A 15,683-nucleotide genomic window follows, 5' to 3' on the forward strand; every position below is an offset into this window, starting at 1 on the left:
AGAGAGACGCGCGAGGAGCGCTCGTCGAGGCTAGTTGCCCGCCGTGTGGGCGATCGCGAAGATGAGGTTCCGCTCGAGCCGGATCCCCTGCGGCGTGCGCCACGCCTCGAGCTCCTTCGCCAGCCGATCGCGCACCTCGCGCTGCTCCTCGGGGCTCAGGTGCGAGAGGTGGTTGCCGAACGACCCGGACCGGGTCTGCCGCAAGATCTCGTCGACGTCCGCGGCGTGGTCGACGAAGGTGCGGATCTCCAGCGTGTTCACGATGAACCCGGCGCGCTCGAGCAGCCTCCGCGCCTCGTCGATGGTCACCTTGTGATTGTAGGGCGCGCCCCCCGGCGCCTCTTTCCCGAGCTCGGCGAGCACCTTGCGCTGGATCGGATCGAGCTGGTGCGGCCTCTCGCGCGATCCGGTGCTGAACCCCACCTGGCCGCCGGGCTTCAGCACCCGCGCCGCCTCGCCCAGGGCGCGCCGCTTCTGGCGATCATCCAGCCAGTGAAGGACGCTGTTCAGGTAAACGACGTCGAAGCTCCTCGCGGCGAAGGCGGAGAGGTCCTCGGCGTGGCCGACGGCGGTGGTGAGGTTGTCGCGGGCCTTTTTCCGGGCGATGTCCACGCGCAAGGGCAGAGGATCGATGGCCACGACGCTGCCCTCCGGGCCGACGATCTCCGCGACGTGCGCCGCGAGCCGGCCGGTGCCCGCGCCCACGTCGAGCACGCGCTGGCCGGGGCGCACGCCCAGCGCTTCGATGAGGAGCTTGCCATGGTTGAACTGCCGGTCGCTGCCGTGCTCGTAGGCCTGGGCGAGCTCCGGGGTGTCGAGCGCGAGGCTGATGGTCGTCATGGGGGCCGTTCGAGCAGAGGCCGTGCCGCGCCGGAACCCCGGCGATCGGCCGGGCCGCGGCGCGGGGCGGCCGCTCGGCGCCGGCGCGCCACGGCGCGCGGCCTGCTGCTGGACCAGCAGCGCTGCTGACCCGCTGCTGCGCCGCGCCCACGAGACCTAGGCGGCGCAGCGGGAGAGCGCGTGGCGGAGGGCGTTCTGGAGCAGCCCGAACGTCAGGAACGCACCCTCCGTGACGCCGATCTCGGTCATCGTCCGGGCGATCGCCGGCGAGATCCCGGAGACGAGGCACTGGCTGCCGAGGAGGCTCGCCGCGCGCACCACGGCGAGCAGGTGCGACACGGTCGAGGCGTCCACCGCGCTGACGCCGGTCAGGTCGAGGACGGCGAAGCGCGCCTGTGTCCGGACGATCTCGGGGAGCAGCCGCTCCATGATCTGCGCCGCCCTCGCCGTGTCCACGGTGCCGATGACCGGCAGCACGAGCACGCCCTCCCACGCCTGGATGATCGGCGTGGACATCGCGAGCATCGTCTCCTGCTGCTGCCGCAGCAGCGCCTCGGCGCGCTCGCGCTCGGCGTTCTCCTCGGCGAGCTGGCGGTTCTTCCGCTGGAGCTCCTCGGCGTCGCGCTCCCGGCGCTGGAGCGCCTCCCGGAGCTCCGCCTCCAGCCGCCTGGACGCCGTGACGTCCTTGACCGTCACCGCGACGCCGTCGTCGAGCGGGATGATCTGGTATTGCAGCCACAGGGTCCCGCCCCCGGGCACCACGGTCTCCGCCTCGTCGAGGAGCCGCTCGCGCGTCTGAAAGGCGCGCTCGTATTTCTCGAGGAGCCCGAGATCGCGAGCCGTGGGAAAGACATCGACGAGCCGACGGCCGATGATCGCCTCGCGCGGAATCGACGTCACCTGGCTCACCAGCAGGTTGGCCTCGGTGAACACGAAATCAACGGCCTCCCCCGGCTCGCCGACCGTGCGGCGCAGCACGCAGAAGCCGTCGAGGCTCCCGTCGATCGCCGCCCGGTACCGCGACTCGGCCGCGACGAGCGCCTCCTCGGCGCGCTTGCGATCGGTGATGTTGCGCGCGACGAAATAGACGAGCTCGGCGTCCGGATAGATTGCCGAGTTCCACTCGATCCACAGATACGATCCGTCACGGCACAGATATCGGTTCACGAACGTCGCGGTGTCGTCGCCGGACAGCAGCTTCGCCGATTCGGTCACCGTGCGCTCGCGATCTTCGGGATGGACGAAGTCGAGGAACGGCCTGGCCAGGATCTCTTCGCGCGAGAAGCCGAGCGTCTGCTCCCACGCCCGGCCGACGCGCTTGAAGTAGCCGTCGAATCCGGCGATCCCCACCAGGTCGACGGAGAGCTCGAAGAAGCGGTCGAGGTCGTCGATCCGAGAGGCTTCAGGCATGGTGAAGAGCATGGCTATCACCTCCGCCGCGGGCCGTCGACCCCCTCGACCGGGCGCCCCGCGGCGCGCGGCGCGAGGGCTGCAATGCCCACCACATCAGACCACCAGGTCATGGCGAGTGCGCGGAGCTGCCGGACGGGCGAGCCGCTCGGCGGCTCGCGCTCACCGCTGCTCCTGGACGAGCAGCGCTGCTGCCCTTGTGTTGCGCGGCGGCCAGCGCGGCCCTCCTTTCGCTGCGCCCCGGCCGGCGTCGCGCAGGCGCGCCGCCGGCCGGCGCCGGCACAGGCCGTGCACGCGTCGCTGGCCATCGCGCGGCGATCCCGCGCGCTGCAGTGCGCGCTGTCCCTCATCGTGCCGGCGCCCCTCGTCGCCTCACCGCGCCGCAGCGCCCGCGCCGGCTGCGGCGCCGGCGGCCCGCCGGAGCACTCATGATCTCTCGGATGGAAGGATGACCCCATGGAGAAGAGACGGATCGGTTCGCTCGAGGTGTCGGTCGTCGGCATCGGCTGCAACAACTTCGGCGGGCGCATCGACGAGCAGCGGACGGCGGCGGTCGTCGACGCGGCGCTCGACGCGGGCATCAACTTCTTCGATACGGCCGACGTCTACGGCGGCACGCGCAGCGAGGAGCTGCTCGGCCGGGCGCTCGGCGGCCGGCGCAGCCGGGTGATCATCGCGACGAAGTTCGGTATCCCGCTCGACGACGAGCGCAAGGGCGGCGCCAAGCCGGCGTACATCCAGCGCGCCGTGGAGGACAGCCTGCGGCGGCTCGGCACCGACCGGATCGACCTCTACCAGATCCACCGCCCCGATCCCGAGACGCCGATCGGCGAGACGCTGGAGGCGCTCGACGCGCTGGTCCGGGCCGGGAAGGTGCGCGAGATCGGCAGCTCCAATTTCTCGGCCTCCCAGCTCCGCGGCGCCGCGGAGGCCACGCGCCCGGGGGCGGCGCGCTTCGTCAGCGTCCAGAACGAGTACAGCCTGCTCCAGCGCGAGCCGGAGCGAGAGGTGCTCGCAACGAGCGAGCGCCTCGGGCTCGCCTTCCTGCCCTACTTCCCGCTCGCCAGCGGGCTGCTCTCCGGGAAGTACCTCCCCGACGGCCCCGCCCCCGCCGGCTCGCGGCTCTCGACGCCCGACGCGCCGCTGACCGCGCGCTTCCTCACCGACCAGAACCGCAGCGCCGCCGCCGCGCTCGCCGCCTTCGCGTCGTCCCGGGGCCACACCCTGCTGGAGCTCGCCTTCTCGTGGCTCGCCGGCCGGCCCGCGGTCGCCTCCGTGATCGCCGGCGCGACGTCGCCCGAGCAGGTGCGCGCGAACGCCGCGGCCGTGGGTTGGCGGCTGACCGCGGACGAGCTCCAGCAGATCGATCGCCTCGCCCCGCCGCCGGCCCGCTGACGCGGCGGCCGCCCTTTGCTGCGCCGGCAGCGATCCGCGATGCTCCGCCGCCAGCGATCGGGAGCCTGTCGATGACCTCGCCGCGTCTCCGGGACATCCAGGCCGTCCTGTTCGATCTCGACGGCACGCTGTTCGACCGGGAGACGGCGGTGCGGGAGGTCGTCGCGGGCCAGCACGCGGCCTTCTCGGGCGAGCTCGACGGGGTGACGCGGGAGCGGTTCGTCGGCCGCATGCTGGAGCTCGACGCGCACGGCTACGGCGACAAATCGGAGATCTACCCGCGCCTGGTCCGGGAGCTCGGGCTGCCCGAGCCGCTCGCCGCGCGCCTCCACGCGCACTTCTGGGACGCGTACGCGCAGGTGGCGCCGGCGATGCCCGGCGCGCGCGCGACCCTCGCCGCGCTGCGCGCCCGAGGCCGTCGGCTGGGGGTCGTCACGAACGGCAGGGTGCGCGTGCAGGAGGGGAAGCTGCGCGCCCTCGACCTCCTCGGCGCGCTCGACGTGGTGCTCATCTCCGAGCGCGAGCAGCTCCGGAAGCCGGACCCGGCGATCTTCCGCCGGGCGCTCGAGCGGCTCGGCGTGCGCGCAGAGCAGGCCTGCTACGTGGGCGATCACCCGATGAAGGACGCGCAGGGCGCCCGCGACGCCGGGCTCCACGCCGTCTGGCTCCGCACGCCGCACTTCCCACCCCCGGAGGCCGCCCACACGGCGATCGACGACCTCGGCGAGCTGCTCGCGCTCGTCTGACGCGCTCCTCTCGTCAAGACGCAGCTTCGCCGCCATCAGGCTGGTGGGCTACCTAGGCTATCTACTGCTGCCCAAAAGTCCCTGGTGCTTCCCTCGTCACCTGAAGAATCGCCTGCCACGCCCGCAAGCACCGCTCCTGCTCCGCCACGAAATCGTGCGGATCAAAGTGCGTCCATCTCCCTCGGCGGTATGCCTTCTGGTGGTGCTTCGCAGCCTGGTGGCTGGCGATACCCACCAGCGAGCGCTGGAGCGCGTACCTCGCATCGAGCCCCGGCGACGGCCGGTAGCGCCCCTCCCGGACGGCCACCACGGCGCCGAGGAGGCAGGGCGCCAGCACGCCCGGATCGCCAGCACGCGCTTGCGGATCGCGACGGAGGCGGCTCTACTCGTTCACCATGCCCACGATGCCTCACCGCGCCATCGACGACGATCGGATCCTCCAGCTGCTCCCGGAGAGGCTCGACGACGTAATCGCAGGCATCGACCGGCGTATCGCGGAGCAGGTGGACTTGATCCTCCATCACCCGCTCTTTCAGCGGCTCGAGCGGGCCTGGCGCGGGCTCTGGTTCGTCGTCGAGAGGACGCTCTTCGACGAGAACATCCGTATCGACCTGCTCAACTGTTCCAAGGAGGACCTGCGGGTGGATCTCGAGGCCGCGGGCCCAGCCGACAAGGGCGGGCTTCACGCGATCGTCTACACGAGCGCGATCGGGAGCGGGCACGAGCCCTATGGAGCGATCCTCGCGAATTTCGAGTTCGGCCCGGAGCCGGAGGAAATGGCCATGCTCCAGCGATGCGCGGCGGTGGCGCTGCTCGCGCAGGCGCCCTTCGTGGCGGCGGCCTCGCCGCGTCTCCTCGGGATAGAGAGCTATCGCGCGCTCGGCGCCGCGGACGGTGGCCAGGAGCCCGACGTGCTGCAGCGGCTGCGCGAAGAAGAGGGCGCACGCGCGCTCGGGCTGGTTCTGCCCCGCTTCCTGCTGCGCGCGCCGTTCGGGCGCGGCGAGCGCACCGAGGCGAGCTTCGCGTACGAGGAGAGCACCGAAGGCCACGAGAGCTACTGCTGGGGCAACGCGATCTTCGCCTTCGCCACGCGGCTCACCGACAGCTTCGCGCGTTACCGGTGGTGTCCTAACATCATCGGTCCCGGCGGTGGCGGGCTGATCGAGGGGCTGCCGCGGCCCGAGCGCGAGGGCGTGATGGAAGCCCCAACCGAGGTGGGGCTGTCCCTCTCCCAGGAGGCCGCGATCGCGGAGCGCGGGCTGATCCCGCTCGTTGCGGTCGCTCCCGGGCAAGCGTGCTTCTTCTCGGCGAGCTCCCTCCGTGCGCCCCGATCCTTCGGCGACACGGAGGAAGGCAGGGCCGCCGAGATGAATTACATGCTCGGGACCCGCCTCCCCTATTTCTTCATCGTCGCCCGCATTGTTCATTACCTCAAGGTCATCTATCGTTCCTACCAGCATGCCTTCGAGACGCCGGAGGAGGCCGAGAAGGAGCTGAACGACTGGCTGGCTCAGTACGTTGCGGATCGGGACGTGGTGACCGCGGCGTCGCGCGCCCGGAGACCCCTGCGCAAGGTGAAGGTGTGCATCCTGAACACCGAGCACGAGAGCGACTGGTACAGGCTCGACGTGCAGCTCCGACCCCACTTCAAGCACATGGGCGCCTTCTTCACCCTGGGCGCGCACAACCGGTTCGAGAAGAGATGATCGATCTCGCCACGGACGATCCGATCCTCGCCCGCTTCGCGCGCGATCTCGACGCACAGGCCTCGATCGGTGTCGAGGACGGGCCCGGCGCGAGACCCGATCTCGGTCGCTTCACCGCGGAGGACATCGAGCACGCCCAGCTCGCCTGGAGCCACCGTGTCATGGGCGAGTACCGCGGGGTGGTGATCTACACCGAGCTCCTCTCGGCCCTCGTCGAGGCGGAGGCGCCGTACCCGGCGCTCGCGGCCGTCCACCGGATCATCGGAGACGAGCTCCGCCACACCCGTCTGTGCGCAGAGGTCGTTGGCTGGCTTGGAGGATGGGAGTCGCTCCACCTCGATCTCGGGGGACAGCGGATGCCGCGCACCGACGAACCTCCCGCGGCCAGGGCGCTCGAGATCGCCGCTCGCGAGCTCGTGCTCGTCGAAGAAGCATCGGTGATGACGCTGCGCGCCTACGTGCGCGCCGCCGGGGAGCCCTCGATCCGGCGGACCTTCGAGTCGCTGCTGCGCGACGAGGTGCGCCACGCTGCCGCCGGGCGGTCGCTCGTTGCGCTGATCGAGCGCTCGTACCCGGAGAGCGAGCTCGCGACGGTCAAGGCGCGCCTCTGCGCCCGCCTGCCGGAAGAGCGGCGGCACTTGCACGAGCAGGCGCTCGCGCGGGCCGTGGGCGGCCCGGGGCGGCAGCTCGGCGCGAAGCTCGGTCCGGGCGATCTCGAGGAGTTGCCTGGCGTCGGGTAATATCGCGCCCAGAACCGGCGTAACGCGAGCCCATCATCGACTGTCGCGGCCCGGCCCCCCCCCCCGAGGCGCCGCGCCCCCGCCGGGCGCGGCGCTACGACGCCCTCGCGCCCTGCTGCTGGGCGTCCGGCCTGCCCGGCCCCTCGAGGTACTCGTCGTACGTCCCGTTGAAGAGCTGCGGCCCGCGGGACGACAGCTCGAGCACGCGGGTGCCGAGCTTGCCCACGAAGTGCCGGTCGTGGCTCGTGACGATGACCGTCCCCTTGTACTCGATGAGCGCCTGAAGCAGCGCGTCGATGCTCTCCACGTCGAGGTGGTTCGTCGGCTCGTCGAGCACAACCACGTTGTTCTTCACCAGGATGAGCTTCGCGAGGAACAGGCGCGCCGCCTCGCCGCCGGAGAGGTTCTCCGTCTTCTTGAGCCCGGCCTCGCCGCTGAAGAGCAGCTTGCCGAGCACCGAGCGGACGTGCTCCTTCGGCGCCGTCGGGTCGAAGCGGTACAGCCAGTCGTAGGCCGTGTACCCCGGCTCGATCGCCTCGTGGTGGTCCTGCGCGAAGTAGCCGACGCTCGTGTCGTGGCCCCACGTGACCTTGCCGGCGTCGGGCGTCAGCTCGCCGACGAGCAGCTTCAGCAGCGTCGATTTGCCGATGCCGCTCGGCCCGATCACGGCGAGCTTGTCGCCGCGGTTCAGGTTGAAGTCGAGCTTCTGGATGACGCGCAGATCGCCGAAGCTCTTGGCGAGGCCCTCGACGCGCAGCACGTCGCGGCCGGAGGGCTTCTCGATCTCGAACTTGATGTAGGGCCGGACGACGCTGGAGCGCCGCACCTGGATGCCTGCCTCGAGCTTCTCGATCTCCTTCACGCGCGACTGCGCCTGGCTCGACCGGCTCGCGCTCGCGCCGAAGCGGGCGACGAAGTCCTTGAGCTCCGCGATCTTCTTCTTCTTCTGCGCGGCGTCGGCGTCCGACTGGCGCTTGCCCGTCGTCTTCTGCTCGATGAAGTCGTCGTAGTCGCCGGTGTAGAGCGTGACCGTCTGGTAGTCCACGTCGGCGACGTGGGTCGCGATCGCGTTCATGAAGTGCCGGTCGTGGCTCACGACGAGGAGCGTGCCGCGGAAGGTGTCGGTGAGGTACGCCTCGAGCCAGCGGATCGAGTCGAGGTCGAGGTGGTTCGTCGGCTCGTCGAGGAGCAGGACGTCGGCGCCCCCGAAGAGCGTCTGGGCGATGAGGACGCGGAGCTTGTACCCGCCCGCCAGCGTGCTCACCGCGCTCGTGTGCCGGGCGGTCGCGATCCCGAGCCCCTCGAGGATCTCGGCCGCGCGCGCCTCGGCGGTGTAGCCGTCCTCCTCGCCGATCGTGCCCTCGAGCTCGGCCAGCCGCATGCCGACCTCGTCGGTCATCTCGACCTCGTACAGCCGGTCGCGCTCTTGCATCGCGTCCCAGAGGGCGCGGTTGCCCATCAGGACCGTGTCGATGATGCGGCAGGACTCGTAGGCGAAGTGGTCCTGCTTGAGCACCCCGACCCGGAGCTGCCTCGGGATCTCGACCGTGCCCTGATCCGACTCCTCCTCGCCGGAGATGACCTTGAGGAGCGTCGACTTCCCCGCGCCGTTCGCGCCCACGAGCACGTAGCGCTTGCCGGGATCGAAGCGCATCGAGACGTTCTCGAAGAGAATTTTTGGACCATACCGCTTGGTGAGCTTTTCGAGCGTGATCATCTCAGGGGCGCGGTGCGTAGCACGTGTGCGCCTTCGGTTCCGGTGAATTCCTGCGGGCGCGCGCCCGCGCCGGCCGGCGACGCCGGACCTCGCGCGCGCTGGCTGGCGCTGCGCGGGCGGCCCCCGGCCCGTCGCCGCGCGGAGCCCCGCCCCCTGGCCGGCGGCGAGGCGCCGTCGCCGGTGGTCACGGCGCCGGGGGCCAGGCCCCTCCACCGCCCGATGGAATGCGCTGGCACTCGAATGGCCGAGCTCGTGCGCTGGCCGGGCGCGACGGCGCTCACGGCTTGACGCCGCCGCCGCCCCCGCGCGCCGTTGCCACGAGCGCGGCGCCGAGGCTCACCAGCCGGGATCGAGCGCCGGCTCGATCGGCACGAACGGGCCGACCTCACCGAAGCACCCGCCACCGCCGCGGAGACAGGCGCCCGAGCCGTCGGTCCGCACGCCGCGAAGAACGTCGTGCCCGCCCGGCGGCCGGGTCGCGAGCTTCGGCGGATGGCTTCAGCTCGCGAGCATCGAGCAGCTCGCGCGCCGAGGTGGAGCCACGAGCCTCCATCGCCCTGCCCATGGCGGAGGCTGCCGCCTCCATCGCCGGGGCGAACGGGCGTCGGCCCCGGGGCGGGCGTCGTGATTCTGCGCTGCGAGGACGTTGAAGGCACAGGAGAGCTCAGGGGATCGTCGTGGGCATGCTCCCTGCTCTTCATTGAATGCGAGTGCGGGCGCGAGCGCGGCCTGAGGGGCCGGCATACCAAGGGGAGTCGCATCATGAAGATCGCTGCATATCATCTCGGTCTCGGTCTCATCACGCTCTCGATGGTCACGGGCTGCCTGGCGGCGGATGACGGCAGCTCCGGCGAGGAAGACACGGCGGAGAGCGCCGAGGCGCTCGGGGGAAACCCCGACCCCTGCGCGATGGGGACCGCCCCGAACTTCACGAGCGCGCAGCTCACCGCGGTCGGAGCAAGCGAGAGCTACGTCCGTGCCTACCAGTGGATCGACGGCATCTGTCCGGACATCGGGCAGGATCGAGCGACGACGATCGTGGATTTCCCCGTGCCCGGCTATTACCAGCACCAGACCCCGGAGACCTACCGCTTCGACGTTCAGCCTTCCTTCTGGGGCTCCTCGTCCACCTCGTGGAGCGACGCGTCGCAGGCGATGAGCGACTGCGCGAACACCAAGATGGCCACGCGCGTGCAGCGCTGGGACGCAGCCACGAACGAGCTCGTGCAGCTCACGTACAAGGAGCAGGCGGGCGCGTGGGTCTGGGACAACCCGCTGACCGGCCGCGGGCACTGCTCGACGCCGAGGTTCACCTACTTCCACGAGAACTACGGGACCGCGCAGCAGGTCGCCACGAACAGGTACCGCGTCCGCACCTGGGCCACGCAGCCCGACGGCTCCCACGCGACCGTCTGGATCACGGGGACGCACACGGGCTTGTAGCCCTGCGGCGCGGCGCGACACGGCAGCGCATCTCAACTCTCCGCCACGAACCGCCACGCCACATCGCCGCCCTCGCGCCGTGCTTCGAGATCTCGCACGCCGAGGAGCGGCAGCGTCTTGGTCCAGAATCGGATCGCTCGAGCGTTGTCATGGATGGCGCGGAGGTGCCACCGCCCTGGATACCGATGGAGCAGCAGCTCGAGCGCATGACGGCCCGCGCCGGTGCCACGGCTCCCGTGGATCAAGAAGAGCTCCTCGATGCTGAAATCGACGTCGTCCGGCATGTACCTGAACGGTCGCATGCCGACGCACGCGAACCCGACCGGTCGGGTGTCGCTCGTGATGACGTGCGCTCGCTGGAACGGCTGCATCGGGTCCTGCTCCGACCGCGGAGACCGCAGGTTGCCGGGCGGCGTCACGCCGGAGATCCAGTCGTCGACGATGTCCGGCTGCCATCGACCGGCCTCGTCCAGAGCGTAGAAGCTCGTATCGAAGCCGGAGATCTCGTGGACGTACATCGGCCAGACGTTCCGGAAGAACTCACGCGCTTCCGGCGTGCGCCATGCGTCAATGATGGAGACGTTCATCGCTTCCTCGACATGCGCGACGACGCCAGCCTGCCGAAAGCGCCGTCGATCGGTCAACCGAAACGCGCGCGCTGCGAGCGGGCCACATCGCACGGCCGCCGGGCCACGCCGCGCGGCCGGCCGCGCCCGCCGGAGCCTCACCCCCGCGCCGCGATGGACGCGAGGAGGCTCTCCAGGGAGCTCGGCTCGATCGGCTTCGTGAAGTGCATGTCGAAGCCGGCTTCCTGGGCCCGGCGGCGATCTTCCTCCCGGCCGTAGCCGGTCAGCGCGACGAGGAGCCAGGGGGCGGCGCCCGCGCCGCCCTTCAGGGCCCGCGCCACGCCGTACCCATCCATCCCGCCGGGGAGGCCGATGTCGCAGAGGATCACCTCCGGCAGGAACGAGCGGGCCGCATCGACGCCGGCGGGCCCGGACAGGGCCACCTCGACCCGGTAGCCCTCCATCGTGAGCAGCGCCTGCAACATCGCCGCGGCGTCCTCGTTGTCCTCGATGACAAGGATGCGCAGCGATCGCGCGGCGACGTCCGACGCCGGCGCCGGGCGCGCGGCCGACGGCGCGACGCCGCGCTCCAGCGGGAGGCGGACGACCACCGCCGTCCCGCGGCCGATGCCCGCGCTCTCGGCCGAGACGGCGCCGCCGTGCATCTCGACGAGGCCCCTCACGAGCGCAAGGCCCAGCCCGAGCCCGCCCCGGCTGCGGTCGAGGCTGCGGTCGGCCTGGGTGAACGGGTCGAAGGCGCGGGCCAGCATCGCCGCATCCATGCCGATACCCGTGTCGCTGACGCGGATCTCGGCGGAGCCCTCCGGCGTCGCCGCCAGCGAGACCGTCACCCGGCCGCCGGCGTCGGTGAACTTGTTCGCGTTGTGCAGCACGTTGCTGATGGCCTGCGACAGGCGGGTCGGGTCGGCGTGGACCCACAGCGGCTCGGCCGGGATCTCCAGCGCGAGCGCGAGGCCGTTCGCCTCGAGCGTGCTGCGGTAGTCCTCGGCGGTGTGCCGGAGCACCTGCGTCAGATCGCAGCGCTCCCTGCGCAGCGTGATCCTGCCGCGGGCGACGCGCGAGACGTCGAGCAGGTCGTCCACGAGCCGGGCCATGTGCGCGACCTGCCGCTCGAGCACGCCGCACGCCTGCGCCGCCCACGGCTGCTCCAGCCCGGACCGCCGGAGGATCTCGGCGGCGTTGCGGAGCGGCCCGAGCGGGTTGCGCAGCTCGTGGGCGAGCATCGCCAGGAACTCGTCCTTTCGCCGATCCGCCTCCTTCAGCGCCGCCTCCGCGCACTTCTGATCGTGGATGTCCGTGGCGGTGCCACACCACTGCACGATCTCGCCCGACGGCCCGCGGACCGGCAGCGCGCGGCCGAGGAACCAGCGGTGCTCGCGCGCAGCAGGGCTGAAGAAGCGGTACTCGATCTCCCAGGGCTCGCCTGTCGCGACGGCGCGGCGCCACGCGTCCACGCACGGCCCGCGATCGTCCTCGTGCAGGAAGGATATCCAGGTCTCGGCGGTCGCCTCGCCCTCCCGCACCGTGGTGAACTCGTACCACTTGCGGTTGTAGTACTCGACGCTGCCGTCGGGGCGAGACGTCCAGCTCATCTGCGGCATGGCGTCGGCCAGCGTCCGGAACTTCGCCTCGCTCTCCCGGAGCGCGTCGTCGGCCCGCTTCCTCTCGGTGATGTCGTGGGCGATGGTGACGGCGAGCCGCCTGCCGGCCGCGTCCTTCCCGAGCGGCGCCCCGCGGAACAGCCACGTGCGCGGCTCGCCGGTCGCCGTGGTGATGGTGGCCTCGAGCTCGTCGTTGGTGGGCACCTCCAGCGCGTACAGGGCCTTGATCCTGGCGAGGACCTCGGCCTTCTTCGCCCCGTGCGCCATGCCGACCCACGCCTCGACGGTGGGGAGGTCCGCGGGAGCGTAGCCGGCGATGTCGGTCCACGCGCGGTTGACGCAGACGACCTGGCCGTCGTCGGCGTGGATCATGACGGGGAACGGGGTCGCCATCACGGCGCGGCGGAATCGCTCCTCGCTCTCCTGCACAAGGAGCTCCGCCTGCTTGCGCTCGGTGATGTCGATGACCGAGCCGACGTAGCCAAGGAACTCTCCGTCCGGGCCGAGCCGGGGGGTGCCCGAGGCGATGCACCAGCGGTACGCGCCGTCCTGCCGGCGCAGGCGGTACTCCAGCCGGAAGGGCTCGCGCCGCGCCTCGACCCGCTGGAACGTCTGCAGGGTCGCGAGACGATCCTCGGGGTGCAGCGCGTCGAGCCAGCCGAGGCCCACGGCGGTGGCCTCGACCTGGCCCGAGAACTCCAACCACAGCCGGTTCCCGTACGTGGCGCGCCCGTCGGGGCCCGTGACCCAGATCATCACGGGCGCTTGATCGGCCATCTTGCGGAAGCGCGCCTCGCTCTCCCGGAGGGCCAGCTCGGCGAGCTTGCGGGCGGTGATGTCCCCGACCACGCCCACCATCCGGAGCGGCCACCCGTCGCGATCCCGCAGCACCATCGCGCGCGCGTGGACCCAGCGCACCTGCCCGTCGGCGTGGAGGAGGCGGAACTCCATGGAATAGTCCGTCTCGCCGCGCTGCGCGCTCTCGACGCGCGCCCAGACCGCCTCCCTGTCGTCGGGGTGCACGAGGCCCACGAAATCGTCCAGGGAGCCGCTGAATTGCGCCGCGCTGAGGCCCGCGCACTCGAGCGCCTCGCTCGACAGGAAGAGGCGGCTGCTCGCCAGCTCCCACTCCCAGACGCCGAGCTGGCCGCCCGCGAGGGCCAGCCGCAGGCGCGCCTCGCTCTGGCGCAGGCGCTCCTCGGCGCGCCTGCGGACGGTGATGTCGCGCGCCGTCTCCAGGACCCGCCGCCTGCGCCCGCCCCTCGCGAGCGGCGCGCCCTCGACCGGCCGGCGCGGCGCGCCCTCGACCGGCCGGCGCGGCGCGCCCTCGACCTGCCGGCGCGGCGCGCCTTCCCGTCGCCTCCGCTCATCGATGTCGGTGGCCGTGCCTATCCAGCGCTCTCCGCGGCCGCCGGCGTCCTCGCTGGGCTCGGCGCGACCGAGGAACCAGCCGTAGACGCCATCATGCCGCCGCAGCCGGACCTCCAGCTCGAGCGCCGCGCCCCCCGCGACGGCCGCCCGCCACGCCGCGGCGTACCGCGCCGCGTCCTCCGGGTGGAGGACGCCGGCCAGCCCGAGCCGCCTCGCCTGCTCGGCGGAGAGGCCTGTGTACTCGCGGAACCGACGGTTGACGTACTCGAGCGAGCCGTCGCAGCAGGCGGCCCATACGAGCTGAGGGATGCTCTCGGCGAGCAGGCGGAACTGTGGATCCATCCCGCGCCGCGCTGCGTCGCGCTCGTACTTCGGAGAGGTCACGTCCATTCGATGGGATCGATTCCGCCCGGCGTGACCGGCGGAGCATCTCGGACGCTTTGTCCACGTTGATGGTTTCCGCAAGGCCAGCGCAGGGATCGCCGGATGGAGACCTCGGCAGGGCGGGCAACCTGAAACATCCTGGTGAAAGGCGCCAGCCGGGCGACCCCTTCCGGATGGCCCGGGTTGACGGCCGAGGAGCTCTCCCCGGGTGGTGGGGGAGTTCCCCCACCCTGCCGGAATGATGGAACCGCCAAGGCGCCAGAAGACGCCACGATGTTTGTGTTTTCTTGGCGTCTCCTGGCGTCTTGGCGGTTCGAGAGACCCGACCTTCGGCCGAAGTCCCCCACGACCTCTCCCCGAGGCGACGGGCGCCACGGCCCGCGGAGCGGCAGTGGGCGCCGGCAAGCGCGCGATCGCGCTGGCGTCGCACGTGCTGCCGCGCCCCCTGATCGCGGCGCGTAGGGCGGATGACCGCGATGGGCTATCCTGGGCGGGATGACGGTCCAGGAGCTCCACGTCGCGGGATATCGCTCGATCCGCGAGCTGACCCTCCCCCTCGCGCAGGTCAATGTCATCGTCGGACCGAACGGCGTCGGCAAGACGAACCTCTATCGCACCATGGTGCTGCTCGGCGCCGCGGCGAGCGGGAGCTTTGCGCGCACCCTGGCCGACGAGGGGGGGATGCCGTCTGTGCTCTGGGCCGGCCAGCGCAGCAAAGGCCCGGTGCGGATGACGCTGCGGGTGCGGCTGGATCAGCTCGTCTACGAGCTTCAGTGCGGGCTGACGCCGCCGCCGGCGGGGCCGTTCGCGCTGGACCCGGACATCAAGGAAGAGAATCTCTGGCTCCTCGACAAGCGCCGCCGCCTGCCGATGCTGGAGCGGGCCGCGGGCTCGGCCTTCGCGCGCGACGTGGACGGCCACCGCGTGACCTTCCCCTTCTCGCTCTGGGGCTCGGAGTCGGTGCTGTCGCAGGTGGTGGAGCCGCACCGCTTTCCGTTGCTGTCGGTGGTGCGGCAACAGCTGATGAACTTCCGGTTCTATCACCACTTCCGCACGGACGCGGGCGCGCCGCTCCGGGTCGAGCAGGTCGGGGTGAGGACGCCGGTGCTCAGCACCGATGGCCACGATCTCGCCGCCGCGCTGGCGACGATCCTCGATATCGGCGACAGGGGCGCCTTGAAGGACGCCGTCGCCAGCGCGTTCCCGGGCGCGTCGCTCGAGGTCTCCTCGGCGCAGGGGCGGTTCCGCGTCGAGCTCGCGTTGCCAGGCATGTCGCGGCCGCTCGACGCCCGCGAGTTCTCGGACGGCACGGCGCGCTATCTCTGCCTGCTGGCGGCGCTGCTGAGCCCGAGGCCTCCGCTGCTGATGGCGCTGAACGAGCCGGAGACGAGCCTGCACCCGGATCTGCTCGGGCCGCTCGGGGATCTCCTTGTGCACGCGGCATCCCGGAGTCAGCTGTGGATCACGACGCACTCCCGCCCGCTGGCAGAGCGGATCCGGAAGGCGACGCCCTGTCGGGTCATCGAGCTCGACAAGGACGGTGGAGAGACGGTGCTGGCGGGCGGCGCGGCGGACGAGGATTGACGTCCAGGTGACGCGGCCTACCGCGGCGAGGCCGCTCGCGGCTGGCATTGCTGTGATCGTGTCGGGGAGAGCACCGCCGCTGTCCGCGCGCGTTGACACCCTCGGACCACCTGCGCGTTGATGCGCGCCCTTCGCAGGGCCGCCCTGAGGCGATCTCGG

Annotated in this window: 11 protein-coding genes; 6 read left to right on the top strand and 5 right to left on the bottom strand. The window is 71.5% G+C overall.

The window, feature by feature from the left end; translation table 11 throughout:
• Positions 1–30: 30 nt before the first annotated feature.
• Together WMF24_RS30135 and WMF24_RS30140 are read right to left on the bottom strand one after the other, a co-directional pair.
• On the bottom strand, positions 31–840 hold the full coding sequence (locus tag WMF24_RS30135; RefSeq protein WP_437730860.1) for a class I SAM-dependent methyltransferase: 810 nt from the start codon (positions 838–840) through the stop codon (positions 31–33).
• Positions 841–996: 156 nt separating this feature from the next.
• Positions 997–2,250, bottom strand: coding sequence for a PAS domain S-box protein (locus WMF24_RS30140; protein ID WP_437730861.1), 1,254 nt, complete (start codon positions 2,248–2,250; stop codon positions 997–999).
• Between the two features lie 456 nt (positions 2,251–2,706).
• Between WMF24_RS30140 and WMF24_RS30145 the strand changes: the two genes are divergently transcribed.
• The 4 genes from WMF24_RS30145 (at position 2,707) to WMF24_RS30160 (ending at position 6,837) form a co-directional block, all read left to right on the top strand.
• Positions 2,707–3,645: an aldo/keto reductase gene (locus tag WMF24_RS30145; protein WP_437730862.1), complete on the top strand. Its 939-nt coding sequence runs from the start codon at positions 2,707–2,709 to the stop codon at positions 3,643–3,645.
• A gap of 71 nt (positions 3,646–3,716) precedes the next feature.
• Complete coding sequence (locus WMF24_RS30150) at positions 3,717–4,391, top strand: HAD family hydrolase (RefSeq protein WP_437730863.1); 675 nt, start codon at positions 3,717–3,719, stop codon at positions 4,389–4,391.
• Positions 4,392–4,786: 395 nt separating this feature from the next.
• Entirely contained in the window at positions 4,787–6,097 is a 1,311-nt protein-coding gene (tssC, locus tag WMF24_RS30155) for a type VI secretion system contractile sheath large subunit (RefSeq protein ID WP_437730864.1), read from the top strand.
• The gene (locus WMF24_RS30160) at positions 6,094–6,837 is read left to right on the top strand and encodes a ferritin-like domain-containing protein (RefSeq protein ID WP_437730865.1); all 744 of its coding nucleotides are present in this window, start codon (positions 6,094–6,096) and stop codon (positions 6,835–6,837) included. The genes tssC and WMF24_RS30160 overlap by 4 nt, the downstream gene beginning before the upstream one ends.
• Before the next feature lie 94 nt (positions 6,838–6,931).
• Here the strand turns inward: WMF24_RS30160 and WMF24_RS30165 are convergent, their stop codons facing one another.
• Positions 6,932–8,554 (bottom strand): ABC-F family ATP-binding cassette domain-containing protein, encoded by a 1,623-nt coding sequence (locus tag WMF24_RS30165; RefSeq protein WP_437730866.1) that lies wholly within the window; start codon positions 8,552–8,554, stop codon positions 6,932–6,934.
• 762 nt (positions 8,555–9,316) lie between these two features.
• Here WMF24_RS30165 and WMF24_RS30170 point away from each other — a divergent pair.
• A complete protein-coding gene (locus WMF24_RS30170; RefSeq protein WP_437730867.1) occupies positions 9,317–9,997 on the top strand; it encodes a hypothetical protein in 681 nt (226 codons plus the stop codon).
• Between the two features lie 32 nt (positions 9,998–10,029).
• Here the strand turns inward: WMF24_RS30170 and WMF24_RS30175 are convergent, their stop codons facing one another.
• Together WMF24_RS30175 and WMF24_RS30180 are read right to left on the bottom strand one after the other, a co-directional pair.
• On the bottom strand, positions 10,030–10,584 hold the full coding sequence (locus WMF24_RS30175) for a GNAT family N-acetyltransferase (RefSeq protein ID WP_437730868.1): 555 nt from the start codon (positions 10,582–10,584) through the stop codon (positions 10,030–10,032).
• Positions 10,585–10,721: 137 nt separating this feature from the next.
• The gene (locus WMF24_RS30180; RefSeq protein WP_437730869.1) at positions 10,722–13,946 is read right to left on the bottom strand and encodes a PAS domain S-box protein; all 3,225 of its coding nucleotides are present in this window, start codon (positions 13,944–13,946) and stop codon (positions 10,722–10,724) included.
• A gap of 489 nt (positions 13,947–14,435) precedes the next feature.
• Here WMF24_RS30180 and WMF24_RS30185 point away from each other — a divergent pair, with 489 nt between their 5' ends.
• Positions 14,436–15,524: an AAA family ATPase gene (locus tag WMF24_RS30185; protein WP_437730870.1), complete on the top strand. Its 1,089-nt coding sequence runs from the start codon at positions 14,436–14,438 to the stop codon at positions 15,522–15,524.
• Positions 15,525–15,683 lie beyond the last annotated feature (159 nt).

The sequence above is a fragment of the Sorangium sp. So ce1335 genome, assembly GCF_051521615.1.
GTDB lineage: Bacteria > Myxococcota_A > Polyangia > Polyangiales > Polyangiaceae > Sorangium.